This is a genomic window from Streptococcus bouchesdurhonensis (assembly GCF_948472335.1).
Genome location: NZ_CAOKTW010000006.1, coordinates 153,201 through 178,019 on the forward strand (window position 1 = coordinate 153,201; position 24,819 = coordinate 178,019).

Sequence of the window (24,819 nt, forward strand, 5' to 3'; positions counted from 1 at the left end):
TTACCTGCTACGGGATAGCAGTCTCATCTTTGGGAGAGAGTCTCTGGCTGATATGGAAATCCTGCAAGGCGGCTTGATTGAGATATTGCAATTTTTTGAGAAGATCTTGCTCTGTCCCTTTAATGGCTTGATAGCCTTCCGTCAATTCTTTATCTGCATCTAGGTAGTGATGTGGGTTCTTCTTTATTTGGATATAACCCTGCACCAAATCTTCTAAACGTCTCAGCTGAATAGCAAGCTGGTTCTGGAGTTCCTGAGAATTGCTTCCAGATGCTTCTTTCTGGTTGATAGCTTCTAGGTATTCTACGATGGCAGTATAACTAGGCTGCAACTCAGGTGCTGAAACGATGAGTTCTTGTTATAATTCTTTTGATAACGTGTAAGCCATGTTCATACCCCATTTCTACAACGCAAAAAGCCTACCAAAAACATTGGTAGGTTTTGAAAATGGGTATGAAAACGCGAGTTTATATATATATATATATACAAGCTAGTTATTTGCTTAAATCTGAAAACCATAGGGACTCTTCCTTTTCATTCATCCAAGGCGTTGATAAGATCGAAAAACAACGCCTTTACTTCCTTCTATTGTATCATAAAAGACTAGTAGTGAAAAGGTTTCCCATGGTTTTATCTCTTATTTCAGAGTAAAGGTAGTTTCTTTCTTAAATTTTCAATCTATCTATAGACTAAAAGATCTTTTTAGTTTAGAATAGTAATATAAACTATTTTTGTATCATGATAACTTAGAATAATTCATAATTTTTTAATAAAAATAAAAAATATAAATAGGAGAATTTATAATGTGTAAAGTCTATAAATATAGCGAACTATACTCAACAGATTTTATGTCTTATTTTGACAATAAAAAAGAAGTAATATCAGACATTGAACTTCAATCAGATGAATATAGTATAGATATTGATAAAATTATTGCTGAATTAGGAATTGAGGTTATAGAAACATACTTCGATTCGCATTCTGGAAAATATGATGCTGACACTAAAAAAATGTATGTTAATATTTTGGAACCGCTACAGCGTCAACGATTTACTAAGTCTCATGAATTAGGCCATTTTGTGTTAAAACATGAAGGAATTTCTGAACGTGAACAAACACCAGTAGCGAATGCTAAAGAAAGAGCTGCTAACCAGTTTGCAGCAGAACTACTAATGCCGCAAAAGTTAATCATAAAAGCAATCGATAGAATGGCAATAGATTATTCTATGACCTGGGAGGAATTAGATACTTTAAATGATGAAATTATTATTACTTATCTTGCTGAAAAATTAAATGTGTCCAATCCTACTATGAAATATAGACTTATTAATTTGGGTGTATTGTCCATTTAAGGAGAATTTTATGTTACTTAGGGATAAATTCTATGAAAATTTAGGGACCTATTATTCATCCCCTGAAGAAATAAAAAATCAACTGAATTCAAAAATCTTTAATGATTTTAAAATAGTAATAAATATAATTGGAATAAACCAACCTCAGGAAGATTTAACACCAATTTACAAAATTCAAAATCTAGAACTCTCATCAACAAATAAAAACTCTAAATTGCAAGATGAAATCGATGATATCAATAAATATTTATTAAGTGCAGGTACGGGATTAGGATATAAAGATGAAAAAAATTCATGGAGTTTATTTTACTTAATAAAAGAAATGATTACATCGTTTCAAAGACAAGGCTATAATTACTATAGGGGACAAAGAGAGGATTGGGAAACAGTACCAGGGATATTTAGAAATTTACAAAATAGTGAAGGAAATAAATACTGTAACACTTTTGAATCTCTTTATCTAAATATCTCTAGAGAATTTCCTGATGAAGTTAAATATGTCCCTTTAAATCAAGAAATGTTAGATATCCGAGCTGATGAATTAGCTATCTTACAACATTATGGTTTGCCAACAAGTCTACTAGATATTTCCGAAAATCCATTCATAGCCATGTTGTTTATGTTAGGTTTTGGGAAAATAAAAAATCCTCAGTTAGAGTTCTATAAAATTGACTCCAGCAATGATAGTGAGAATGGAATAATTTCTTTAGTTCATAAGAAAATTACAAATAAGAGAATACGGGCACAAAAAGGTGCTTTTATAAATTTTGATAAACTTATTAAATTTATAAATTTTAAAAAAAATGAAATAGAATTAGAAAATTATAAACCTATCGATAGAATTATTCTAAATATCAAATTTAATATAGAGGCCTCTATTAAGTCTTTAAAAAATCAGCAAAGCTCTAATCATACTAATCCAGAAGATGATCTATCTTCTAAAAATTTAGACGGAGTAATTAAATTTTTAGAAGGAAAGTCTGTCAAATCAGGTTCTGATAAAAATAATCAAGAGGAAAGAATTTCTGGCGACTACTATGAATTAATTCAAAGAGAACTTTTACGAAAGTTAAAAGAGTACAATTATGAAACAAATGCCTTATTTCCAGATTTTTCAGACTATTTGATTTATAAATCTAAAGAATTCGAATTAAAAGATGATAAAAAATCTAATAGAGCGGTACTTAATGAATTAAAAAAAAATTCAAATAACCTGCCTTATCATAAAAGCAAAAAGAATAGAAAAGGTAAATATAGAATCACAAGAGTCTGGAGAAAAAGTCTTTGAAATCAAAAAAACGCATAATATCAAGAATTATACAACCTTGATATTATGTGTTTTATTGTAGAAAGATTTACTTCATTTTCTCCTGAAATTGAGTTTTTCCCAGCATCCTTGTGTATTATTCTTGTACTTCTTTCTGAGCAGCCTTGCCTTGGTCGAGAAGGGCTTGGACGATTTTCTCATCGCGTAGTTTGACAGAATCGTTGATCATTTGCGGACTTGACGATGGTTGTTTCTAGTTGGGCACGTTTCTGGCGTCCCAATTCAATAGCTGCGACGATACCTTGGTTTTGAGCGACCAGACTTTCAGCCAATTTGGTAACAGACTCAACAGCGACTGTCGGGCTTTGGGCAATTCTTTCCATCTGCGGAATCACTTCCTTGCTGGTCTCAGCTAGCATCTGAAGGGCAGCATTATTGGCATTGACAATGGCATCTGCCACGACACCTGATTTCATGGATTGTTGCAAAATACCCAGTTGGGCAATGGAAAGTTTCATTGTCGGAATCGTATTACGACGAAGCATTCCCAATTTTTGGCGCATATCAGATGACACCTTCACAAGATTGCGCATCTGAGGTGTTGTTGCCCAGGCAACATAGAGACGGCTGACATACTCAGTGTGCTGTTGTTCTAGGGTATTGACCACTTCTGCCATGCGGGCCAATTCTTGTGATTTGGTCTGGTATTCTACCGTACTTGTATCGAGTTGATCAGCTTGAGCTTTCAGTTCGGCAGCGCGTTTGCCAGCTTCTGTCTGGCTGGCTTCGATAAAGGAAATCACTCCCACTAGATTTTCAATGGATTTGGTATTGTCCTCAATCAACATCTCAGCAGAGACGATATTTCGAGCTAAGACATCTTCTTGCTTGACCACTGCGGCAGCCATACCATCGAGCTTTTGCTCCACTGTTTTTGAGTCAAAGTAAAATTCCTGTAGGGTATTCTTGCTCTTGTTAAACAATCGTTGCAAAAAGTTTGGCTTTTCTTCTAACTCAGCAATTTCAGCGTTCTTGTATTTGACTACAAAGCCTTGCAACTCACGGTTGGTATTCTTGAGAAGATCATCCACTTGGGGAATCTGCAGTTTCTTTTGTTCTGACAAGATACGGTTGACCGTATTGTTCACACCTTCTACAGCAGATTGGCCAAAATCCAAAAGAGCATTTTGATTGGTGACAAACTGGTCTACCAACTGGGGCACGTGCGCCTTGATCCCTTCTTGTTGCTCAGGGCTCAGCTTCTCAAGGAAGGTCAAGGTCTTGTCTGAGCCAGTATTGGTCTCGATGATTTGGGTTGTCTTATCCTCCTTAGCTACCGTATTATTGGCAATCTGGTCAATATCAAAATTAAATTCTGTCATGGTTACTCCTTTGTTTCTAACCTATTCTTTACGATCTTTTTCTAGGATACGCAAACTAATATCAAAATCACGCATATCTGTTTCTGAGTTCTCTCAACACCTGGTCCAGCTCAAGGTCAAATTGTTCGATAGCTGCTTTAGCTTGCTGTAAACGTTCTTCTGCTCGATTATAGTTTTTAGGATTGGCCTTAATCTTTAAATAGCCTTCTAAAATCGTTTTGAATTTCTCCATCTTCAAACTATGAATGGCCGTCAATTCTTCCTTATCCCCCTCAGCCGAGGTAGCAATCTTGTCTAAAATGGCCTGATGGTCAATGGCAATATTGGCCAAGGTCTGGGACAATTCTGGAGCTAATTCCTCTGGCTCCGCATTTTCAAGATCTACCTGACTTTCTCTATCCAAACGTTCTAGCTGAACATCGATGTTTGCCCTTACTGTACGAACCTTTTTGTCAATACGGTTGTAGATATCAGCATCGATATAGGACTTGAGACGAACCGCCTCCTGATGGATTTCCCTCAGTTCGATCAATACTTGATTGGCCAGACTCTTATAGGAATCTGAACCTTTTTCTACTAAAGTTCCCTCCAATTGCTGAATATCCTTGTCCGCCTGACGAATCCTGGCTTTTAAAAGCTCAATCCGATCATCGAGCGAACGATCCTGCAAAAGAGGATAGCGCCAACGTTTATAGAGACGATAACCACCATAGCCTAGCAGGACACAAGCCGCAAGTGGGAGAGCATATTGAACCAAAAGGCCCAGTAAGAACAAGAAGCCCCAAAAATAGAGACAGCCTTTCCAAAAACCATTACCTGATTTCATAAACATTCCTTATTTTCAATTTATAAATCTATTTTAGCACAAAAGACAAAAATGAGGGCGGAAATCCCCTAGAAAAGAGTTGATTTCTTTGCTGTAGAATGCATGCGTGCTAATTTCAGTGGAGCGGACTCAAACCACAGGATTCAGTGTTATAAGATTGCGGAATGACCTCTGAGGAATATCAAAACAAAAGCTTGAAATATTGGGTGTTATATGTTAGAATGAACTTACAATGTGAGTAAAGTTACAGCATATGTAACTAAAAAGCCCCACCGTGCCACCGATGGTTTTTGCTACCCTCTTAAAGGGTTAACCATTACTTCTTACGTTTCTTAAGCCATAACTTGAAAAGCTCAGATAACACGTTAATAAGTAACAGAGCTAGAAACACTGTGAGTAAAGTTTCTAACATCGGCAACACCTCCCTTCATTAAATTGAGGGGGCTAAAATATAGTAGATTGAAACTAGAATAGTACATCTGGATTTCTAAAATATTACTAGAAATTGATTTGATTGTCCTGATTGATTTGTCCTATTTTTATTTTATTTCTCTATATTATATCATCAAGATCACGTAATTCCCAAACAAAAACGCCTTTATGTGTATGTACTGATGTACTGATCCCAAAAAGTTAGACAATTAATTTAAGCAAAGGATTTAGTTCTGTATTGCACAGGGCTAAGTCCTTTTAGTTTTACCTTAATTCGTTTATTGTTGCAGTAATCAATATAGTCTACAATAGCTTGTTCCAATTGATTAAGCGATTGAAACGACTTCTCATAACCGTAAAACATTTCCGATTTCAGAATCCCAAAGAAGGACTCCATCATACCATTGTCTGGGCTGTTACCCTTACGTGACATAGATGGTTGGATTCCCTTATTCTTTAAAAAATGACGATAGAAATCGTGTTGGTATTGCCATCCTTGGTCACTATGGAGAATTGTATTTTCGTAATGGTTCTCTGTAAAGGCTTGTTCTAGCATAGCTTTCATTTGTACTAAGTTCGGCAAATAGGAGATAATTTCACTGTTAAAGCCATCTAAAACTGGTGATATAGTTGCTTAGTTTCAAACAAGCATGTTATAATAAAGCTATGGCATATAGTACAGATTTTAAACAGCGAGCATTAGATTACATCAAAGAGGGGCACAGCTATGTCGAGGCAGCCAAGGTTTTTGATGTTGGCGTCAGAACTCTCTTCACGTGGGAAAAGAACTTACGTGAACAAGGACACTTAGAGAGGAAAAAGCGAGTCGTCAAAAACCGAAAGATTCCTTTAGAGGAATTGAAAGCCTTTGTAGAGTCTCATCCAGATGCTTTTTTACGGGAAATTGCGGCACATTTTGATTGTGCTGTCCCTTCAGTATGGGCAGCTTTAAAGCAGATGAAGGTCACTTCAAAAAAAGATGACGAGCTTTAAGGAACAAGACCCAGAGAAAGTATCTGAGTTTCTTGATATTTTGGATAACCTAAACGATTTACCAATCGTATACATTGATGAGACAGGAATCGACCGCTACCTCTATCGTCCTTATGCAGGGGCTCCTAAAGGGGAGAAAGTCTATGAAAAGATTAGCGGACGTCGTTTTGAGCGAACTTCAATTGTTGCAGGACAAGTAGACGGAGAGTTTATAGCTCCCATGATTTACACGAACAGCATGACAAGCGATTTCTTTGTGGAGTGGTTCAAAATGCAACTCCTACCTGCTTTGAAAACACCTCATGTTATTATCATGGACAATGCTAGTTTTGATCCCAAGAACATTTTGGATGAACTCTGCATCCAAGATAAACACTTTTTCTTACCTCTACCGCCATATTCATAGGATTTGAATCCTATTGAGCAAGCTTGGGCTATCTTGAAAAAGAAAGTAACAGATTTATTAAGGGAAGTCCCAACTATTTTTGAATGTTTGGAACGCTTTTTAAAAACTAAATGACTATAAAACTTTTTTCCCAGATTTTTGTTTACTACTAAAGTTCACAATGGGTCTAATTTTTAAAATACTCTTGTTTAATTTTTGTAAGCAGATTGTTAGTAAAAGAGAATAACCCTGCTAAATTTCTGATCTACTTTATTCTATAGTAAAATGAAATAAAAATAGGACAAATCAATCAGGACAATCAAATCAATTTCTAGTAATGTTTTAGAAGTCCAGATGTACTATTCTAGTTTCAATCTACTATATATTATTCACTGACTAAAAAAGAAAACCTACCTTCTCAGTAGATTTTCTCTGTTTAAAATTTATTTCCAAGCGCCACTGGCATCTACATAGTAACCATCAGGTGTATAGGTGTTGTGAAGCATCTTACCAGTTGAAGCAAGGTAGTACCAAGATCCACTATCTTTTACCCATCCTGTTACCATAGAACCTGAGTTGTTTAGATAATACCAAGATCCACTATCTTTGATCCAACCTGTCGCCATAGAACCTGAGTCCTTTAGGTAATACCAAGAGTTATTATCATATAGCCAATTGCTAGCAATCATAGCTCCTGATGATTTAAAGGCATACCAGTTGCCACCCTGATAGAGCCAAGTTTGATTGAACATGACTCCTTTATCATTCATAAAGTACCAAGTTCCCTTGTCCTTAACCCAAGCATTTTTAACTAATTGACCTTGTTTTTGATAGTACCACTTTTCACTGTAATTCTTTTTTAGCCAGCTTTCTGCTTTTAGAATCGGATAAAGTATTTTGAAGGCTCCTCCCCCTCTGTAGGAATGACTGATAACTCCTGGTTTTTGAAGTTTCAATTCTACATAGTCGTCTTCCCAAGCAAACACTTTTTGATTGAGAGTCTCTGGTAAGGTAGCAGTGTAGGTCTTAGTTTGATAGTCCCATTTTGCATCAAGGTAGGTGTGTTGATCATTTGATTCGTCAATACGGAAGTAACCACTCTTTCCGCCATCATTATATACATCATCTACTACTTTAGTGGACCAGGTCTTTACTTCATTTCCGCTCTTGGCTTCTACCTTGATATCTCCTCTATAGCCATAAGGTACATAGAAATTCAGGTAACGCCCCTCTGTACCGACCATAGATTTGTCCTTTTCTTGACCTAGGAAATTGATAGTCTGATCTTGACCATTGAGACTAACCGTCCACTCGATTTTCTCAGTTTTTGGCAAATCCAAGACTTTGATATCCACTTCATGGCCATTGTTAAATCGAAGAATTTTGCCATCTTGATACTTAACCCCACCCTTAATAACCCATTCTTCTTCCAACTCAAAGGCTTGACCTGAATGAGGGAAAGCTAATAAAGCTAGACCTGCTAGAGATAACCAAATAGTGTGATTTTTTTGATACTTTCATTTTCTTAACTCCTTATTTTTGGAATAAAACAAATTGACTGTTTTTAGGATAAACTGATACATGTTGCTCTTCGTGAATTTGTGATGCAGCTTCAAGGACTAGAGGATAAGAGTATTGATACAGTTCCTCTAAAGTAATTTTTCCGTTAGTATTGGTGTCTGCCATAGGCGAAATCATTCTATTTTGAAGTGAATCCCAACCTGTACCCATTGCCCAGTATCTGGTGGCAAGACTACCTACTCCGACTACACTATACGATTCTTCGCCTTTCCAAGAGGCACATAGTACGAGGAATTTAGAATCAAGCATTTCACCATTCTTGCTTGCTACATCTCCTGTTGAAAATCCTGCCAAAAATGCTTGTTCATCAAATTTTTCTTCAGACTTGGAGGCAACCTTTTTGTCTGACTTACCTACATCTATAATTGTTCCTGAATAGCAACAATCCAGCATAACCACAAACTTACCTTTATATTGTTTCAGTATAGATGCCAATTCCCAGCCTGAAAATGTCTGACCATCGCTACCAAGATAGATTCTTCCGTCTCTTCCTCCATGACAAGTAAGGTAAAGATAGTTCACATCGCTTTCGATAGAAGATTTGAAAAGCTCTTGCGTTTTTGCAATAATCTCGGACTTAGTTTTATCTGGGAAACGAACAACTTTACTAAAGTTTTGGTTACCAAAAACCTTTTCCATAGCATTAACGTCTTCGATAGGTACTGCTCTCGTTGATGTTTCACCAAGAACTAAAGCACGGCGATTAATCGTTTGTCTTGCTCCACTACTAGCAAAGAAATAAGTATCATCTCCAATATTGTGCCAACCTGTCTGCATAGCACCGCTGGCAGCCAAATAATATTGTTTTCCTTCGATAGTCTGTAGGCCAGTTTGCATGACACCGCTAGTATTTAAATAGTACCAACTACCAGAAATCAAACACCATCCTGTTTTCATAGCACCACTAGTATCTAGATAATACCAATTTCCATATTCATTAAACCAACCTGTTTTCATCCAACCTTCACTATCAAAATAGTACCAGATTTCATTGATCTTTTCCCACCCGTTTTTAGTGTAAGAACCGTCAGAGTGTTTATACCACCAACGGCTATTCGATTGAATCCAACTGCCATTAGAGTGACTATAAGACTTGGGAGAGATAGATTCTTGAGCAGAAACTGGACTATTTACTGGTAGTGTTGCCACTAGGCTCAGTAAAGCAACTGATGACAATAAAATTTTTTTCATAATCATATTGTCCTTTCTGTTTTATTTTTGTATAATCATATCACAAATAAAAAAACAGGTTTTATTTTTTGCAGAAATGGAAGAGGAATACTATGGAAAATTTTGGAGCAGTTTTAAAGGATATCCGTATTTCAAAAAATTTTCGTCTTAAAGATTTGGCTTGTGATAAGATTAGTGAGTCAACTATTTCTCGTTTCGAAAATGGGATTACAAAATTATCTATTGATCATTTTTACATATTGTTAAATCGCCTGGGGATATCATTTTCGGAATTTGAAGAATTAGTTCATTGCTATTATTCCAAAAAAGAATGCTTTTTTGAAGAATTAGAACATGCTGTAAACTCTTCAGATATCATTTTGTTACAAGAACTAATAAAGAAAATAGAGCTAAAACAAAAGCAGGAAAGAAGTTTATGCAATTTTCACATAAAATTGATTGCTGAACAACAGATTAATCGCCTTGTAAATCTTCCTTATAATACATCTAAATGCAATGAGATAATAAAGTATTTGCTTTCGGTAGATACTTGGATGGAGTATGAACTGAAAATTTTTTATAATTCGGTGTTTTTTATGAACACTAAAACCATAAGCTTATTATATAGAGCGGTAATCAAGAAAACACGACATTTTTTAAAAACAAATATGGGAACACATAGAGTAATTCCTTTATATTTATTTAATTTAGAATTATTATTAAAAAATAATTTGTTAAATAACGCTCAATTTTTTATAGATGATTTAGAAAATTTACTGACCAGACAAGGATATTATTTTGAAAAGAATTATTTACTCTTCCTAAAAGGTATTTATCTTATAAAAACTAATCAAATAGAGTTAGGTAAAAAAGAATGTTCTAAAGCTATGAGAATATTTAAGGAATATAATGATAGTGATACAATAAATGAATTAAACCAGAAATTTAAGCTAGATCTAACAATTTAATTGTTAAATGATATTGTTTAGAGATATAATTCCTAAAAAATTAGACAAATAATTTATCTATAAGATTTGGTTCTGTATTACACTGAGCTAAGTCTTTCTTAGTTTTAATACATTTGTTATTATATAGGCTTTTATTGATTATTTCTTGTTTTAATTCAGGGGAATAGTAACGATTCTTCCCATTTTTAACACTCTCTATTCCATAACGATCAATTCATCTTGTCACATACCTTAGCCCGAAACATCTACACAAAATCTTTTTGAAAGCTGATTAAAGATTTGTACTTGCTTTCTAAGTTCATAGATCTGAACCTTAACCTCATTTGTCAATCCCATAATAAAAATAAGGACATTCCAATTGAACTGCACCCCAAAAGTTAGACAGAAAAAATCTAACTTTTGGGGTGCAGTTCATATATAGGCGCTATTTTTTCTTGAACAAGCGGATGTAGTCCTGTTTGCTATGAATAATATCTGATACAAAGACAGCTTTTCTGTCCTCTAAAATATGATAGAATGCTAGGTAATCTCCTAAAATGATGCATCGAGTTTTGTGGGGTGGGTATATAATCCCTCCTACTCTTTCGTCAGCATCAAATCCTGCTTCTGGGAAGACTTCAAGACGCTCCAAACCATAAAGAACATTCTTAACTGTGTTTGCTCCTGCCTGTTCTGAAAAGTAGTTAGCTGAGATATAATCTTTAATACCTCTTAGCTGTTCTTGTACCGTTTCGGAGATAATGATGCTATATGCCTTCTCGTTAAATTCCAAGGTTAGCCCTCACTTCATCAAGACTGTAAGTTCTTCCATGTTCTAAATCCTCAAAGCTACGAGCAATTTCAGCACGCAACCTTGATAGAAGTTCTTCTCTTTCTTTATCTACTTGAGTTTCAAATGGCAAGGCTTTATTTTCTACAATGTGTTCTAAAAACAAGTTAAAACTGGCTGTCATATCAAGATTTTGCGCTGTGATAATAGCTTTAGCTTTCTCTAACAAGTCTCTGTTAGTCTTAAAATTTACCTGTGTGTTTTTTTCTAAAACATTCATGGTAGCACCTCCTTTAGACTATTATATCACTTTGGACTATATCGGTCTAGTTATGTCTCAACGATTATAGCTGGATACTAAGAGAAATCAAAAAAGCACTCTAGGATAGAGGCCTAAAGTGCTTAGTTTCAAGGCTTTACAGCCTATCATATTTAATAAAATATTACAACATCTTGTTGTAGAATTCAACGACAAGTGCTTCGTTGATTTCTGGGTTGATTTCGTCGCGTTCTGGCAAGCGAGTCAATGAACCTTCCAATTTTTCAGCGTCGAATGATACGAATGCTGGACGTCCAAGAGTAGCTTCTACTGCTTCAAGGATTGCTGGAACTTTCAATGATTTTTCACGAACTGAGATCACTTGACCTGGAGTTACGCGGTATGATGGGATATCAACGCGTTTCCCGTCAACAAGGATGTGACCGTGGTTTACGAACTGACGAGCTTGACGACGAGTAGTCGCAAGACCAAGACGGTAAACAACGTTATCCAAACGACGTTCCAAAAGAAGCATAAAGTTGAAACCTAGGATTCCGCCTTTGATTTTTGTAGCTTGTACGAACAAGTTACGGAATTGTTTTTCACCTACACCGTAAGTGAAACGAAGTTTTTGTTTTTCAGCCAATTGCAAACCGTATTCTGACAATTTAGAACGGTTGTTTGGTCCGTGTTGTCCTGGTACGTAGTTACGACGTGCCAATTCTTTACCTGTACCTGTAAGTGAAAGGCCAAGGCGACGAGATTGTTTCCAAGATGGTCCTGTATAACGTGACATGTGAATGTCCTCCTGATATAAATAATATTTCGGTGGAAATAGTCACTTAGAAAGCCCTGATTCGTGCAGATGCCCTTCGCCTAAACAGCCAAGGTTACTTATCATAAGACACCTGTTGACGAGCTTCATGCTTTCCTGCTGATATTTCACACAAAATCTATTTTACCATGAATAGCTGGATTTGTAAAGGGGTTTTAGGCTTTATTTTCACTACCAGAGAGATTGAGAAGGAGGGTAAAGGTACTTCCTAGACCGTACTGGCTGCTGACTGTGATTTCCCCACCCAATTGATGAGCCAATTCACGCGCAATCGCAAGACCAAGACCATGCCCACCTGTTTTCATGTTACGCGAAGTTTCGACACGATAAAGGCGTTTGAAAATATTCTCCAAATCCTCTGGGGCAATGCCCTGCCCCTCATCGGTCACACTGATTGAAAGCTGGTTCTTCTCCAGCTTAGCCACCACTTCCAGCTTGGTTCCTGGAGCAGAGTATTTAAAAGCGTTATTGAGCAGATTCACCAAGATACGAGAAAGCTTAGCATAATCTCCTTCAGTCCGGGCAGACTCTGGGATTACCTGCAAGTGGACATCTCTTCTCTCCTGCTCAATCAAAAACTGAAATTCACTCATGCACTCAATCAAGAGCTGATCCAGAAAAATGCTGTCTTTGCTGGTCGTTTCCACCTGATTTCTAGCTGTGTTTAGGGTCAAAAAATTCAACTCCTCAACCAGTTTATTGAGTCTTTCCGTCTGGCGTCCAATGGTTGCTAGATAATGGTCCTGTTCTCCTTCCTTGATAACCCCATCCAAAATCCCTTCTACCGTCGCTTGGATTGAAGTGATAGGAGTCTTGATATCATGCGACAACTGGGCAATCATCAAGCCCTTTTCTCGTTCGCTTTCTTCCAAGGAATCAAAGCTTGCCTGCAAATCATGGGACATTTCATTAAAAGCTTGGCCTAATTGTTGAAATTCTAAAGGGCCTTGAACCTCCAAATTTGAAGGAAAATCCTTGTCCGCTACCCGCCTGGCATGCTCCTTGAGTTTGCCCAACGACGTAAAGACCGGCGATAGGAGAAAGAGACTAATCCCAGCACCGACAAGGCTGGCAACGATGGTCATCCCAAGCAAAAAGTAAATCTCGCCTTTCGCAATCAGCATTTTTTGAACAGCCCAAAAAACAACCAAAATGGTTAAGAGGGTTGAAATAATATATCCAACCAAAATATAACTTTTTAGTTTCATGTTTGTCCTCTCGGTTTCTCTATCTTATATCCCAACCCCCAAACTGTCTTAATAGTGGGCGTTTGGTCACTACTATATTTTGCCAACTCCTGTCGAAGAGCATGGATATGCACATTCAAGGTATTGGTGTCATCCACATAGTCTTCTTGCCAGACTTTTTCATAGAGGTCTGTCTTGGAGAAAACTCTCTCTGGATTGCTAGCTAAAATCCACAGCAATTCAAATGATTTAACAGTTAAATCCAGCATTTCTTCTCCTATTTGAACTTCATGACTACTATGATTCATTTTTAGATTGCCAAGGGAAATCAGCTCTGTTTCGCCCCCACGATGAAGGCGGCGCAAAATATTATGGACACGCAAAACCAGCTCACGTGGGCTAAAAGGCTTAGCAATAAAATCATCTGCTCCCAAGCTCAGGCCGTAAATCTTGTCCTGTTCACTGGTCTTAGCAGTAATAAATAGGAAAGGTTGCTCTGGTGATAAGTATTGAACCTCACTGATTAAATCATAACCATCCATCCGAGGCATCATGACATCTGTGATAATCAAATCAATCGGTTTTTTCTTGAACAGCTCTAGCGCTTCCAGTCCATCATGGGCTACCAAGACCTGATAACCTGCCTGAATTAAGTATCTCTGATGAATATCGGTGATTTCTACCTCGTCGTCAACGAGTAAAATTGTCTTTCCCATCTGTCTCTCCTTTGATAAAAACAGTGCTATACTGCTTTAAGTATAACACTATTTTTATTGTTTTACGATGATTTTAATCTGCTATTGAAAGAAAGTCCTGATTGCTGATTGAGTTGGTAAACTAGCCTTAGTCAGCCCACTATCCATCATTTATTTCCTTAGCTGATTAGTTTTCTTCTTTTTTGTTTTTCAAACCTAGACCACCGAGTAAACCTACAAGCGCAAGCCCAAGGAAACCAATACTTGCCATTGATGTTTGAGCTTCACCAGTATTTGGTAGCATAGCTTTATCATCTGACATCATCTTGTCTGACATCATCGTATCAGACATCTTGTTAGCAGAAGCAGCCATATTTTCACCTGCCATCGTATTGGTAGAGCTTGTCATGGTGTCAGCAGGCATGCTATCTGTAGTACTTGGAGCTGGAGTCTCAGTCTTCATACCTGATTTTTCCATTTGGTCATTTGCTGGCATTGCTTTATCAGTCTCTTTGGCTGGTGCCATCATGTCCTTATGGTCAGCAGCTGTTTGATGAGTCGCACCTGTAGCAGGATTGTGATTCATCGGAGTCACGCCAGAACCAGAGTTAGAAGATGAGAATGAAGCATTTGCTGTGTCTGATGTTTCTTTAACATTTATCTTAATAGTAACTTTTTTAGCTGCTACGACATTTGTCAAATCTACTTTACCATCTTTGTTGCCATAGACATTGACTGTAGCGCTGTAGGTTTTAGTGCCGTTTGCTCGAAACTGGTCAATGAGTTCTTGTTTTTCTTTGCCAGCCACGTTTCCGTCCAAGGCTACTTGATAGAAGTATTGCCCTTTGGTCTTCACGTTTTCGCCTAGTGGAGATAGGGCTGGGTTTTTAGCGTCGCCATTATCTGACCATGGAGCCTTGTCAGATGCCTTAAGCAAGAGACGAGTCAACATGCCATCACCTGCGAATAGTTCGTATGGAATCACATGGTTGACACCTGCTGTGAATGGACCTTCACCCTTGGCTTGTTCTAGGTAGGCTGCTGGAACATCGATACTGTCTTTGATGTTGTTTTTAACTGCAGATTTGACATCGCTTCTTGTTACAAGACCGTTCAAGGTAATATTGACTTTACGTTCCTTGACAACCTTATTCAAATTTGGTTTATCACCGGCTGCTTCATAGACAGTCAGGGTAGCTTCATAGGTATTTGTACCATTAGTACGAAGTGTATCTAATAAATCCTGATCTTGCTTACCTGTAGTGTTACCATTCAAAGATACTTGATAGTAATACTTGCCATCAGGTAAATTTTTCACTGGTGGAATTTTTTCATTTTTATCCTTACCATTATCTGACCATGGAGCCTTGTCAGATGCTTTGAGCAAGAGACGAGTCAACATACCATCTCCTGCGAAAAGTTCATATTTAAGCGGTTTGTTTACACCAGCCAAGAAAGGACCGGAAGCTTTGGCTTGTTCTAGATAGCCCGCTGGGACATCGATACTGTCTTTAACATCCTCATCGACAGCTTTTTTAATATCTTCTGGACTTGCTTGTTTCCCATCCACATCAGCTGTATCTACAGCTTCTTTTAAGACATCTGCTAGCTCTGAATTTTCTTGAGCTTCTTCACCTTTTTCAAAAAGTGTATCCAGACGAGAAGGGCTTGTCTCCTCGCTCACTTCAGTTACTTCTGTAGGTGTAGAAAGTGAGTTCGTATTTCCAGCAACGACCTCAGGTTTCGCTTGAGCAAGAACAGTATCTCCCTGAGTTTCTGCTAAGTCACCCTCTTTCGTTCCCGATGTCTCTTCAGGTACAACTTGAGCAGGGGTCGGATTGACCCCATCGGCACGTACAGAACTTGGCTGACCAACTAGGACAAAGAAGCCACTAGCCACAACAACTGAGGCAACACCGACACTGAGACGGCGAATAGACCAACGAGTATATCTTTGATTTGGATTGAATTTCATAGGGTTCTCCTTAGAGTTTTTCTTTATTTGATGACTCTAGTATAATATCCTAAAATTAAAAAGGACTAAGAAAAAATTAAAATTTTTCTTAAATCCCTCTTATAAAATACTTATATCAATTAAATCCATAAACAGATTTGGTGATTTGATAGACGACATTGGACAGTTTGCGAGCTGGCAAGACTGAATGTTTGGTCAAACGGCTGAGCATGGTCTTACGGATAGCCTGAAAAACCTCTGGATTTTCCTGCTGAATATAGGTCCACAGCTCCCGTTTTTTTGCCAAATGCTCTGCTGTACCTGCTCGATTGAGCAGGGCACTGGAAATCACCGTCGTAATCTCGATATGATTCAGCAGATATTCTCGCATTTTGGGGTGGCTCACTTGGGATAAATCAAGCTGGTCTACCAAGAGTCGATTGACTTTAAGTTGCTGGTCAATGCGCTTAATCATCACTTGCTCATTGACAGACTGGTCCTCACGCCCAATCAAATAACGATAGAAATCGACAGGCAGATAGTACATGGTCTTGACCTGCTGAAGAGGGGTGAAGACAAAGAGATTATCGACATAAAAAGTATGCTCAGGCAGTTGGAACTGGCTAGCACGCAACAAATCTGTCCGATAAATCAGCGAGTGCATCATGATATACTGGCCTTTGGAGAAATTTCCGACCTGGTCCCAGCCAAAAATCTGCCGAACAGGCAAGACTGACTCGTAGCACATACTCTTCTTACGAGACTGACCTTCCTTTTCGTAAACAAAATTAGTTACAAAGGCGTCAACCTCTTGACCCTTACTCTCAAGTTCCTGCAAGGTTTCAAGAGTTTTCAAGTAGGCACGAGGATCCACCCAGTCATCACTGTCAACTACTTTAAAATAGCGCCCAGAAGCCTCTACCAAGCCACGATTGACCGCACCGCCATGGCCCTTATTTTCCTGATAAATGGCTCTAACGATGTTAGGATACTTGTCGGCTAAACGCTCAGCGATTTCCTGAGTCTGGTCCTGAGACCCATCATTGATAATCAAGATCTCAACTTGCTCACCACCAATCACTAGCGACTCCACACAGTAATGAAGATAGGCTGCAGCATTATAGCTAGGAATGGCGATAGACAATAACTTCATAATCTACTCCTTTAGGGGACTGATTTTTCTTATACTCTTCGAAAATCAAAGAGCAAACTAGGAAACTAGCCGCAGGTTGCTCAAAACACTGTTTTGAGGTTGCAGATAGAACTGACGAAGTCAGTTACCTATACCTACGGCAAGGTGACGTTGACGTGGTTTAAATTTGACTTTCGAAGAGTATTACTCTCTCTTGTCACTGCTTTCTATTCTACAATAAAGTCCAGCCTTTGAAGAACTTTTACTAGAATACAAGGCTTCTGTCTCTATTTACCATCTTAAACATCAAAAAAGAGGGAAGCTCCCTCTTTTACAAATTCAATGCTGCTAGGGTATCCAAATACTGGTTGTTGATGACCGCCAAAATATAGGTATCTGCCTTCAAGAGGTCATCTGGTCCAAATTCAACATCCAATGGGGAATTTTCCTGCTCTCGGAAGCCCAAAATATTCAGATTATATTTGTCACGGAGGTCTAATTTACTCAGACTTTGACCTGCCCAAGACTGAGGAATTTTCATCTCCACAATAGAGACATTTTTATCCAACTGAAAGACACCAACACTATTATGGAAAAGAATGGTATGTGCTAGAGACTGCCCCATTTCATACTCTGGCGAGACAACCGAGTCAGCTCCAATCTTTTCTAGCACTTTCTTAGCAGTCTGACTTTTGACCTTAGCAATAACAGTCGGTACCCCCAAACTCTTACAGTGCATAACCGCAAGCACACTCGACTCCAGATTTCCACCTGTCGCGACGACAACGGTATCGCAGGTATCAATCCCTGCTGATCTCAATAATTCTTCATCTGTGATGTCACCAATCACTCCACGCGCCAAAACTGGCTCAAACTGATTGATGCGCTCTGCGTGGTCATCAATAGCGATAATATTCATATCCTGCTTGGCTAGGGCAGCTAGGACACTGCTCCCAAAAATTCCCAATCCTAAAATTCCAATCGTACGATCTGACATTCTCTTTCCTTTCTTAACCAATACTAATATCTGCTTTCATATAGTGAATCATATCTTTCTTTTCTGGATGGTAATCTGCCAAGCTAACAAACAAGGTCAAGGGACCAATTCGTCCCATAAACATAAGTGGCATGATAACACTGAGAGCCAATTTCCCAAGATCAGAAGTCAAATTTGCCGTTACACCAACTGTACTAAGAGCTGAAATGGTTTCAAATATGAGGTGGATAAAGGGAGGATTGCCTTTGGCTGTCATCCCTAGCAGGATCAATCCTACCAAGAAGCTCATCAAAAAGATAATAAAGACACTAAAGGATTTTTGAACCGTTCGCGGCGCAATCGTTCGTCTCGCAACATTGGCATGAGGCAAGCCCAAAAGCTCACTTCGAGCAAAGACCAAGAGGACAAAAAATGTCGTAATCTTGAGCCCCCCAGCCGTTCCCCCAGGTGCCCCACCTAGAAACATCTGTAAGATATAAATCAAAAGAGTCACAGGATGAGCCTGAGTATAATCTATCGTAGAAAAGCCTGCTGTTCGCATCGTCACTGTTTGAAAAAAGCTAACTAAAACCTTATCGGCAACAGGGAGATTGCCAATCGTTCCAGCATTGTTCCACTCAAGAAAGAGAGTAGTTGCCGTTCCAAATAACAACAAACCTAGAGTCAATAATAGTACAAGCTTCGTATGAAAGTGCAGGCGCCCTTTTTTCTTTCTTCCTACATGACCAGCCAAATCAAACCAGACCATAAAGCCAAAACCACCTGTAATAATTAAGCCTGCAATCACCAGATTGACCAGTAAATCGGTCTGAAAAGCAAATAAACTGGTGCTCCCCAAATTATCAAAACCTGCATTACAGAAGGCGGATATAGCTAGAAAAATGGAACTAAAAAGACCGCGCCCCCAGCCAAGTTGTGGAACAAAACGAAAACTGAGGAATAGAGCTCCCAAACCCTCAACTAGAAAAGTTGTGAGAAAAATAGAATGGACAAACTTTCTCAAAGATCGAGTTTCTCCATAACTAAAACTATCCTGAATAGTTGCACGGCTACGAAGACTAAGCTTTTGCTTGCTCTGGATATAGAAAACCCCAATAAAGGTCATGAGCCCTAGACCACCGATCTGAATCAAGAGCAAACAGATTATTTGACCCCAGATATTATATGTGTGAGCTACTGGAAGGGTTGAAAGACCTGTCACACAGACTGCAGAGACAGCAGTGAAAAGATGATCAAAATAAGTCGCTCGTGAGCTTTCAACTTGGACAAAGGGCAAGCTCAAAAGAAGAGAGCCTAGTAAAATGACCAAGGCAAAACTCAAAAAAATACGACGGGCTGGCGATAAACGAGATAAGCCTAGCTCTATTTTTTCCTTAGATAATTTGAATAACATGTTTCCATTGTACCATAAAACAAAAGAAATATCTCAAATAGGAATGGACAAAACATCGCGTACGCTTATCCTAAAAAAGAGGTTATCCAAACTCGTCCATTTCTAGAAACGTCTAAAAACTACCGACTTCCTATTTTATTCGGCAAAAAATAATCATCAATCAAGCTTTTAAAGTTCTCCTTCACTAAGATAAGAAACTGCCGAGAAAAGCGACTAAAGTTGCACAACACTTGCTAAACTCAGTTCTAACGCCTTCTCAAAAGCTTCCGATCCCCAGTCACGACTATCGTACTGGTCCAAGTCTGCTAAGGAATCAGCTGTGAACAACAATTCACCCCAGAGAACCCCACGCAGTTGAGCTACTGCCGCAAGTGCAGCACACTCCATCTCCACAACAGCACAGCCTTCTTCCTTACGATAAGCCACCTTTTCAGCCGTTTCTCTGTAAAAACCATCTGTAGACCAGGTCATGACTTCTTCATAGGGAATCCCTCTATCATCCAAAACTCGCTCAATGGCAGCAATAGCCTCTGGCTGCATTTCCATATAACGAGAAGGTGCCACATAGTGGTAACTGGCTCCTTCATCTCGCAGAGCGCGAACAGGGACTAGAAAGGCATTTTCCTCTATATCGGCTAGCACACCACAGGTACCTGTGGAAATAATCTGCTCCACACCATAGCCAATCAACCAATCCATAAACTGAGCTGCTGAAGCAGAACCGACAGGAGCCTGAGCCAGACAAATTTCCTCACCTTTGTAGTTGATGACATAGACTGGATAGGTCTTGGTGGCTGAAACGAATTCGCCGACACAGTTGGCTCCTACTTCCCTCGCATAGCGGTCAATCTCCTCACCTAAGAAAGCATAGACACACTTCTTTGGCAACTGTAAATCCAACCCCTCGTGATTGGGCATGATAACCGCCTGAGGATTATCATCAAACTCTAAAATGGGAATCGCATGTTTCTGAATCATAACCCACCTCCTCTAATTTTGTACTATTGTATCAAAAACTGACAAAGTGTCAAGAAAGAAGCTGATGCACTGAGGAGAAGCTAATACTAGAATAAAAACCACTTTCTACAATTGATGCTCTGATTTTCATCACATCCTGTCTATCGAGCTAAGCAAATACGAGTCACAATGCCATCTGAGTCTGTGATTTCCAATTGGCTCGATGTCATCCATTTGATTGGTGCGTCAACTTCTTGTGCTCGTTGGGCAATCGTTAACAGTTCTTTTTTATGTGCGACTTCGATGACATAGTAGGCTAAACCTGGTAAGCCTTGCTTACGCGAAGCCAGACCTTTTCCTCCCCATTCGTTAACTGCTAAATGATGATGGTAATCTCCAGCCGCAATCCAACTAGCGCTAGGCACACTGAATTTATCCTCTAGCCCTAACACCTTTTGATAAAACTGGCTGGACTTTCGACTATCCTTGACTGAAAGATGAATATGCCCCATTCTCGTACCTTCTGCCAGGATAAAGGGCTCTACTCTTTCCCCCAACTCATAAATGTCCTGCGCCGCAAGAGCCTCCGTCACTCCGATAATGCGTCCATCTTCTCGAATATCCCATGTGGAAACCGGCTTATCTCGATAGAGTTCAATGCCATTTCCCTCCAAATCTTCCAAGTAAATAGCTTCACTGTAACCATGGTCTGCACCGCCGACAAGAGGAATTTGTAAATCTGTCAGGTGTTTCAAGACATCAGCCAAAGCCTTGCGTGTGGGCAAGAGAATGGCCAAATGGTAAAGACCATAATGTTCCCTCACTTCTCCGCTCTCTTGTGCTTGAATCAGCTGTACCAAGACTTTTCCACCAAGGCCTAGAATGGACTCTGTCTCAGTTTGAGATAAGATTTCTAAACCAATAACTTGCTGATAAAAGGCTGTTTGACTGGCCAAATCCTTTACATTTAAAACTGTCTCTGCCAAATAAATGTGACTCTTGTATTCATAGGTCATAAATGGTCCTCTTTTCTCGTTGTAATTATTACAACTATTGTATAATTTCCATCAAGAAAGTCAAGCCAGATAACTCAAAAATAACACCATTTCAGGATAATATAAAGTAAATCATTTCATAATAAAACGCATATTATCAAACTTTTCATCACCTGACAATATGCGTTATTTTAATTTTAAAGACTTTTTGACCAGCTTTTTTATTTCACAACAAGTTCATAACGTGTCTTACTGGTGAAGGTTTGACCAGCTTTAAGGATGACTTGGTCTTTGAGGTCGCTGTGAATGGCATCTGGTAAAGCTTGCGCTTCAAGGGCAATCCCATTGTGCTGCACCATTGGCTGACCAGCCACAAGTACACTCTCATCCACAAAGTTTGCTGTGTAGACTACAAAGCAAGGAGCCACTGTTTTGAAGAGTAGGAAACGACCTGAGTTTTGGTCATAAAGGAAACCAGCATTGTCATGACCTGCAGGAAGGGCAAATGGATGGTCCAAACCAGACACCAGCTGAATTTGCTCATCTTCTTCTGCAAAAATATCCTTCAACAAAGCACCATTGTAGATGTGTTTAACCACATCACGATTAGCATCTGGAGTTTTGGCCGGAACACCGTCGGGAGCGATTGGGTAAATACCCTCTGTATTTAGTTGGAAGACATGACGGTCAATCGTCTGCGTGAAATCACCAGACAAGTTGAAATAGCTGTGGTTGGTTGGATTGACCAGCGTATCCTGATCGGTCATTACCTTGTAGCTGATTTCGTAAGCACCAGTTTCTTCCAAGTTGTAGCTAATCCAAATCTTGAGATTACCAGGAAATCTCCCTGTCCCATCTGTACGCTCTGTATAGAGGGTCAGACCATGGTCGCTCACTTCAACTAGTTCAAACAAGCTAGAATCCCAACCAGTTGAACCACTGTGGTTACAGTTGCTAGCATTGTTGACTTCAAGGTCATAGGTCTTACCATTGAGCTCAAAGGTCGCACCTGCGATACGGCCCGCCACAGGACCTACGCTAGCTCCATGCTTGGGACTATTGCCTACATAGCTAGCAAAGTCATCAAAACCTAAGATAACGTTGGCAAAACTTCCATCTTTGTCAGGCGTGACATAGCGCAAGATGGTCGCACCATAAGTCATAATCTCAAGCTGGTAGCCACCGTCTGTCTCAAATCGATAGGCCAAGACATCCTTGCCCTCAACATTTCCAAATACACGCTCTGTGTATGCTTTCATTCTGTTCTCCTTTTACTATTTCTCTCAAGCAAACAAACCATAGAAAGCGCCTTGACAATCTATGGTTTGCCTGATGATATACAAATCCTCTTGTCAAGAATTCATAAACACTGTCTTACTTTTGATATTCGTGGATGATAACACCTTGTACCACACGGTTTACTGTACCTGTAGGAGACGGTGTATCAGGTTTATTTTCTACCTTGAGTGAAGTCAATAGGGCAAAGAGTTGGGCATAAACAATGTAAGGGAAGACACGGTAAATATCATTCAAGACACCGCCACAACCAAGGGCCACTTCTTTGACATTTTCAAGACCAAAGGCTTGATCACTCAAAAGCACAACACGACGAGCAATCTGATCACCAGCAACTTCACGAACCAAGTCCAAGTCGTACTTGCGAGTGTAGTCTGTCCTTGTACCAAAGACCAAAACAACTGTATTTTCGTTGATAAGAGATTTTGGACCGTGACGGAAGCCAACAGGACTTTCATACATAGTCGCCACTTGACCAGCTGTCAATTCCAAAATCTTGAGCTGAGCTTCATGAGCAAGTCCAAAGAAAGGACCAGCACCTAGATAGATGACACGGTTAAAGTCTAGGTCAACAAGTTCTTTGACATCTTCTGCATTGTCTAAAACTTTACGGACAAGACTAGACACAACTTCAAAACGTTCAGCTTTCACAGCAAATTCTGTAGGATCAAAGACCAAGAGAGCTGTCAACATCATAGATGTAAAGCTAGAAGTCATAGCAAAGCCAGCATCGTTGGAAGCAGCTGGTTGCAAAAGCAAGAGATTGCGGTCATCTCCATGAGCTTGAAGAGCCAACTTACCGTCCGCTGCACAAGTAATCGTCACTTGGTAAAGCTCATCCACCAAGGCCTGGGCCAAATCAACAGTTGCCACACTTTCAGGCGAGTTCCCACTACGAGCAAAAGACACAAGGACAGTTGCCACATCTTTTTTCAAATAAGTTTCTGGATTGGCAACAATATCTGTGGTCGCAATGGCATTGAAATTCCATTTGCGTTCGTCATAGACTTCCTTAAAGTAAGGTAGCAAGGTATCTCCCACATAAGCAGATGTCCCAGCACCTGTCAAGATAACCTTAATATAGTCATGTTTATCAGCGATTTCTTGTAGGAAGGCTGCAATTTCTTCACGTTTTGCTTGATAAAATTCAAAAGCTTCTCTCCATACATCAGGCTGTTGGTAGATTTCACGCGTAGTGATTTCTGCACCCAATTCGAGCAAGTCTTCTTTTGTATAATGTAGCATTGAGTTCCTCTTTTTCTATTAAATATGGGAATGGGAGTAAACTCCATTCCCATGTATATTCTATATAAAATGCTCTAACGATTTTCACGTTGTCACATGAATTGAATCGAGTTCCAACTAAAATCTGTAGGAAACTAGCCGCAGGCTGCTCAAAGCACTGCTTTGAGGTTGCCGGATAAGACTGACGAAGTCAGCTCAAAGCACTGCTTTGAGGTTGCAGATAGAACTGACGAAGTCAGCTCAAAACACCGTTTTGAGGTTGCCGGATAAGACTGACGAAGTCAGTAACATATACCTACGGCAAGGCGACGTTGACGTAGTTTGAAGAGATTTTCGAAGAGTATTATTCATCTTCGTCATCATCGAAGCCCGCTAACAGGTCATTAACTTTCACAATACTTTCTGCAGCACGGCTCTTGTAGTCCGCATCTGCGCCTGTAAGGCTCGCATTGATAAATTCAATCACCATTGGAAGATTCATCCCTGCGTAAAGGTCAATATCACGACCTTCCATGATCAAGCGACTCACCACATTACAAGGTGTCCCACCGAGAAGATCCGCAAAGACTAGGAAATCATCCACCCCTTCAATAACAGCTTCAAATTTAGCAGTAAATTCTTCTGGGCCATCTTCTGGAAGAAGAGCTACTGTGTAAATGTTGTCTTGTGGACCCATAATCATTTCTGTGCTACCTCTAAGCTCCTCACAGAAGCGACCATGGCTCACCAAAATTAATGATTTAGTCATA

At 39.2% G+C, this 24,819-nt stretch carries 19 protein-coding genes and 6 pseudogenes; 4 read left to right on the forward strand and 21 right to left on the reverse strand.

What is annotated here, in order from left to right; genetic code table 11:
• Positions 1-7 precede the first annotated feature (7 nt).
• The gene (locus QMQ21_RS11275) at positions 8-331 is read right to left on the reverse strand and encodes a hypothetical protein (RefSeq protein ID WP_261814462.1); all 324 of its coding nucleotides are present in this window, start codon (positions 329-331) and stop codon (positions 8-10) included.
• A gap of 472 nt (positions 332-803) precedes the next feature.
• Here QMQ21_RS11275 and QMQ21_RS11280 point away from each other — a divergent pair, with 472 nt between their 5' ends.
• Together QMQ21_RS11280 and QMQ21_RS11285 are read left to right on the forward strand one after the other, a co-directional pair.
• Positions 804-1,352 (forward strand): ImmA/IrrE family metallo-endopeptidase, encoded by a 549-nt coding sequence (locus QMQ21_RS11280; protein ID WP_261814463.1) that lies wholly within the window; start codon positions 804-806, stop codon positions 1,350-1,352.
• Between the two features lie 10 nt (positions 1,353-1,362).
• Positions 1,363-2,640: an FRG domain-containing protein gene (locus tag QMQ21_RS11285; protein ID WP_023935422.1), complete on the forward strand. Its 1,278-nt coding sequence runs from the start codon at positions 1,363-1,365 to the stop codon at positions 2,638-2,640.
• A 115-nt stretch (positions 2,641-2,755) separates the two neighbouring features.
• On the opposite strand, the pseudogene QMQ21_RS11290 reads toward QMQ21_RS11285, so the two are convergent.
• From QMQ21_RS11290 to QMQ21_RS11300, 3 pseudogenes are all read right to left on the reverse strand, one after another.
• Positions 2,756-4,001: pseudogene (locus QMQ21_RS11290) on the reverse strand (toxic anion resistance protein).
• A 21-nt stretch (positions 4,002-4,022) separates the two neighbouring features.
• Positions 4,023-4,827 (reverse strand): annotated as a pseudogene (locus tag QMQ21_RS11295) (hypothetical protein).
• 646 nt (positions 4,828-5,473) lie between these two features.
• Positions 5,474-5,887 (reverse strand): annotated as a pseudogene (locus tag QMQ21_RS11300) (transposase); the annotation flags it as partial.
• A 38-nt stretch (positions 5,888-5,925) separates the two neighbouring features.
• Here QMQ21_RS11300 and QMQ21_RS11305 point away from each other — a divergent pair.
• Positions 5,926-6,772: pseudogene (locus QMQ21_RS11305) on the forward strand (IS630 family transposase).
• A 308-nt stretch (positions 6,773-7,080) separates the two neighbouring features.
• On the opposite strand, the pseudogene QMQ21_RS11310 reads toward QMQ21_RS11305, so the two are convergent.
• Positions 7,081-8,150: pseudogene (locus tag QMQ21_RS11310) on the reverse strand (N-acetylmuramoyl-L-alanine amidase family protein).
• 20 nt (positions 8,151-8,170) lie between these two features.
• Entirely contained in the window at positions 8,171-9,409 is a 1,239-nt protein-coding gene (locus QMQ21_RS11315) for a caspase family protein (RefSeq protein WP_000722388.1), read from the reverse strand.
• A gap of 92 nt (positions 9,410-9,501) precedes the next feature.
• On the opposite strand from QMQ21_RS11315, the gene QMQ21_RS11320 reads away from it, so the two are divergent.
• A complete protein-coding gene (locus QMQ21_RS11320) occupies positions 9,502-10,356 on the forward strand; it encodes a helix-turn-helix domain-containing protein (RefSeq protein ID WP_000427006.1) in 855 nt (284 codons plus the stop codon).
• 121 nt (positions 10,357-10,477) lie between these two features.
• On the opposite strand, the pseudogene QMQ21_RS11325 reads toward QMQ21_RS11320, so the two are convergent.
• The 15 genes and pseudogenes from QMQ21_RS11325 to QMQ21_RS11395 form a co-directional block, all read right to left on the reverse strand.
• Positions 10,478-10,692: pseudogene (locus tag QMQ21_RS11325) on the reverse strand (IS3 family transposase); the annotation flags it as partial.
• A gap of 88 nt (positions 10,693-10,780) precedes the next feature.
• Positions 10,781-11,128, reverse strand: a complete 348-nt coding sequence (locus QMQ21_RS11330) for a type II toxin-antitoxin system RelE/ParE family toxin (RefSeq protein ID WP_000395510.1) — start codon at positions 11,126-11,128, stop codon at positions 10,781-10,783.
• Positions 11,118-11,405 (reverse strand): type II toxin-antitoxin system RelB/ParD family antitoxin, encoded by a 288-nt coding sequence (gene relB / locus QMQ21_RS11335; protein ID WP_001101480.1) that lies wholly within the window; start codon positions 11,403-11,405, stop codon positions 11,118-11,120. The genes QMQ21_RS11330 and relB overlap by 11 nt, the downstream gene beginning before the upstream one ends.
• A 163-nt stretch (positions 11,406-11,568) precedes the next feature.
• The gene (gene rpsD / locus QMQ21_RS11340) at positions 11,569-12,180 is read right to left on the reverse strand and encodes a 30S ribosomal protein S4 (protein ID WP_000092760.1); all 612 of its coding nucleotides are present in this window, start codon (positions 12,178-12,180) and stop codon (positions 11,569-11,571) included.
• 194 nt (positions 12,181-12,374) lie between these two features.
• Positions 12,375-13,427, reverse strand: coding sequence for a HAMP domain-containing sensor histidine kinase (locus QMQ21_RS11345; RefSeq protein WP_000769775.1), 1,053 nt, complete (start codon positions 13,425-13,427; stop codon positions 12,375-12,377).
• Positions 13,424-14,122, reverse strand: coding sequence for a response regulator transcription factor (locus tag QMQ21_RS11350; RefSeq protein WP_000520643.1), 699 nt, complete (start codon positions 14,120-14,122; stop codon positions 13,424-13,426). The genes QMQ21_RS11345 and QMQ21_RS11350 overlap by 4 nt, the downstream gene beginning before the upstream one ends.
• A gap of 166 nt (positions 14,123-14,288) precedes the next feature.
• A complete protein-coding gene (locus QMQ21_RS11355) occupies positions 14,289-16,076 on the reverse strand; it encodes a PavB family fibronectin-binding SSURE repeat adhesin (protein ID WP_023935429.1) in 1,788 nt (595 codons plus the stop codon).
• Positions 16,077-16,191: 115 nt separating this feature from the next.
• The gene (locus QMQ21_RS11360) at positions 16,192-17,208 is read right to left on the reverse strand and encodes a glycosyltransferase family 2 protein (RefSeq protein ID WP_023935431.1); all 1,017 of its coding nucleotides are present in this window, start codon (positions 17,206-17,208) and stop codon (positions 16,192-16,194) included.
• A 310-nt stretch (positions 17,209-17,518) separates the two neighbouring features.
• Positions 17,519-18,184 carry a potassium channel family protein gene (locus tag QMQ21_RS11365; RefSeq protein ID WP_001283900.1) on the reverse strand — a complete coding sequence of 222 codons (666 nt, stop codon included), beginning with the start codon at positions 18,182-18,184 and terminating at the stop codon, positions 17,519-17,521.
• A gap of 13 nt (positions 18,185-18,197) precedes the next feature.
• The gene (locus QMQ21_RS11370; RefSeq protein ID WP_000897723.1) at positions 18,198-19,577 is read right to left on the reverse strand and encodes a TrkH family potassium uptake protein; all 1,380 of its coding nucleotides are present in this window, start codon (positions 19,575-19,577) and stop codon (positions 18,198-18,200) included.
• Positions 19,578-19,790: 213 nt separating this feature from the next.
• Entirely contained in the window at positions 19,791-20,555 is a 765-nt protein-coding gene (locus tag QMQ21_RS11375) for a nucleoside phosphorylase (protein WP_023935433.1), read from the reverse strand.
• Positions 20,556-20,695: 140 nt separating this feature from the next.
• Entirely contained in the window at positions 20,696-21,550 is an 855-nt protein-coding gene (locus QMQ21_RS11380) for a VOC family protein (RefSeq protein WP_023935435.1), read from the reverse strand.
• A gap of 200 nt (positions 21,551-21,750) precedes the next feature.
• The gene (locus QMQ21_RS11385) at positions 21,751-22,788 is read right to left on the reverse strand and encodes an aldose epimerase family protein (protein ID WP_166735746.1); all 1,038 of its coding nucleotides are present in this window, start codon (positions 22,786-22,788) and stop codon (positions 21,751-21,753) included.
• A 115-nt stretch (positions 22,789-22,903) separates the two neighbouring features.
• The gene (locus QMQ21_RS11390; protein WP_023935439.1) at positions 22,904-24,070 is read right to left on the reverse strand and encodes an SIS domain-containing protein; all 1,167 of its coding nucleotides are present in this window, start codon (positions 24,068-24,070) and stop codon (positions 22,904-22,906) included.
• 343 nt (positions 24,071-24,413) lie between these two features.
• Positions 24,414-24,818, reverse strand: a complete 405-nt coding sequence (locus QMQ21_RS11395) for a PTS sugar transporter subunit IIA (protein ID WP_007284837.1) — start codon at positions 24,816-24,818, stop codon at positions 24,414-24,416.
• Position 24,819: the final 1 nt, after the last annotated feature.

What these genes read in the sequence shown, in the direction of transcription:
- QMQ21_RS11280 (WP_261814463.1), top strand. Translation starts at nt 804, where the DNA reads ATGTGTAAAGTCTATAAATATAGCGAACTATACTCAACAGATTTTATG.
- QMQ21_RS11285 (WP_023935422.1), top strand. Translation starts at nt 1,363, where the DNA reads ATGTTACTTAGGGATAAATTCTATGAAAATTTAGGGACCTATTATTCA.
- QMQ21_RS11315 (WP_000722388.1), bottom strand. Translation starts at nt 9,409, where the DNA reads ATGAAAAAAATTTTATTGTCATCAGTTGCTTTACTGAGCCTAGTGGCA.
- QMQ21_RS11320 (WP_000427006.1), top strand. Translation starts at nt 9,502, where the DNA reads ATGGAAAATTTTGGAGCAGTTTTAAAGGATATCCGTATTTCAAAAAAT.
- relB (WP_001101480.1), bottom strand. Translation starts at nt 11,405, where the DNA reads ATGAATGTTTTAGAAAAAAACACACAGGTAAATTTTAAGACTAACAGA.
- rpsD (WP_000092760.1), bottom strand. Translation starts at nt 12,180, where the DNA reads ATGTCACGTTATACAGGACCATCTTGGAAACAATCTCGTCGCCTTGGC.
- QMQ21_RS11345 (WP_000769775.1), bottom strand. Translation starts at nt 13,427, where the DNA reads ATGAAACTAAAAAGTTATATTTTGGTTGGATATATTATTTCAACCCTC.
- QMQ21_RS11350 (WP_000520643.1), bottom strand. Translation starts at nt 14,122, where the DNA reads ATGGGAAAGACAATTTTACTCGTTGACGACGAGGTAGAAATCACCGAT.
- QMQ21_RS11355 (WP_023935429.1), bottom strand. Translation starts at nt 16,076, where the DNA reads ATGAAATTCAATCCAAATCAAAGATATACTCGTTGGTCTATTCGCCGT.
- QMQ21_RS11360 (WP_023935431.1), bottom strand. Translation starts at nt 17,208, where the DNA reads ATGAAGTTATTGTCTATCGCCATTCCTAGCTATAATGCTGCAGCCTAT.
- QMQ21_RS11365 (WP_001283900.1), bottom strand. Translation starts at nt 18,184, where the DNA reads ATGTCAGATCGTACGATTGGAATTTTAGGATTGGGAATTTTTGGGAGC.
- QMQ21_RS11370 (WP_000897723.1), bottom strand. Translation starts at nt 19,577, where the DNA reads ATGTTATTCAAATTATCTAAGGAAAAAATAGAGCTAGGCTTATCTCGT.
- QMQ21_RS11375 (WP_023935433.1), bottom strand. Translation starts at nt 20,555, where the DNA reads ATGATTCAGAAACATGCGATTCCCATTTTAGAGTTTGATGATAATCCT.
- QMQ21_RS11380 (WP_023935435.1), bottom strand. Translation starts at nt 21,550, where the DNA reads ATGACCTATGAATACAAGAGTCACATTTATTTGGCAGAGACAGTTTTA.
- QMQ21_RS11385 (WP_166735746.1), bottom strand. Translation starts at nt 22,788, where the DNA reads ATGAAAGCATACACAGAGCGTGTATTTGGAAATGTTGAGGGCAAGGAT.
- QMQ21_RS11390 (WP_023935439.1), bottom strand. Translation starts at nt 24,070, where the DNA reads ATGCTACATTATACAAAAGAAGACTTGCTCGAATTGGGTGCAGAAATC.
- QMQ21_RS11395 (WP_007284837.1), bottom strand. Translation starts at nt 24,818, where the DNA reads ATGACTAAATCATTAATTTTGGTGAGCCATGGTCGCTTCTGTGAGGAG.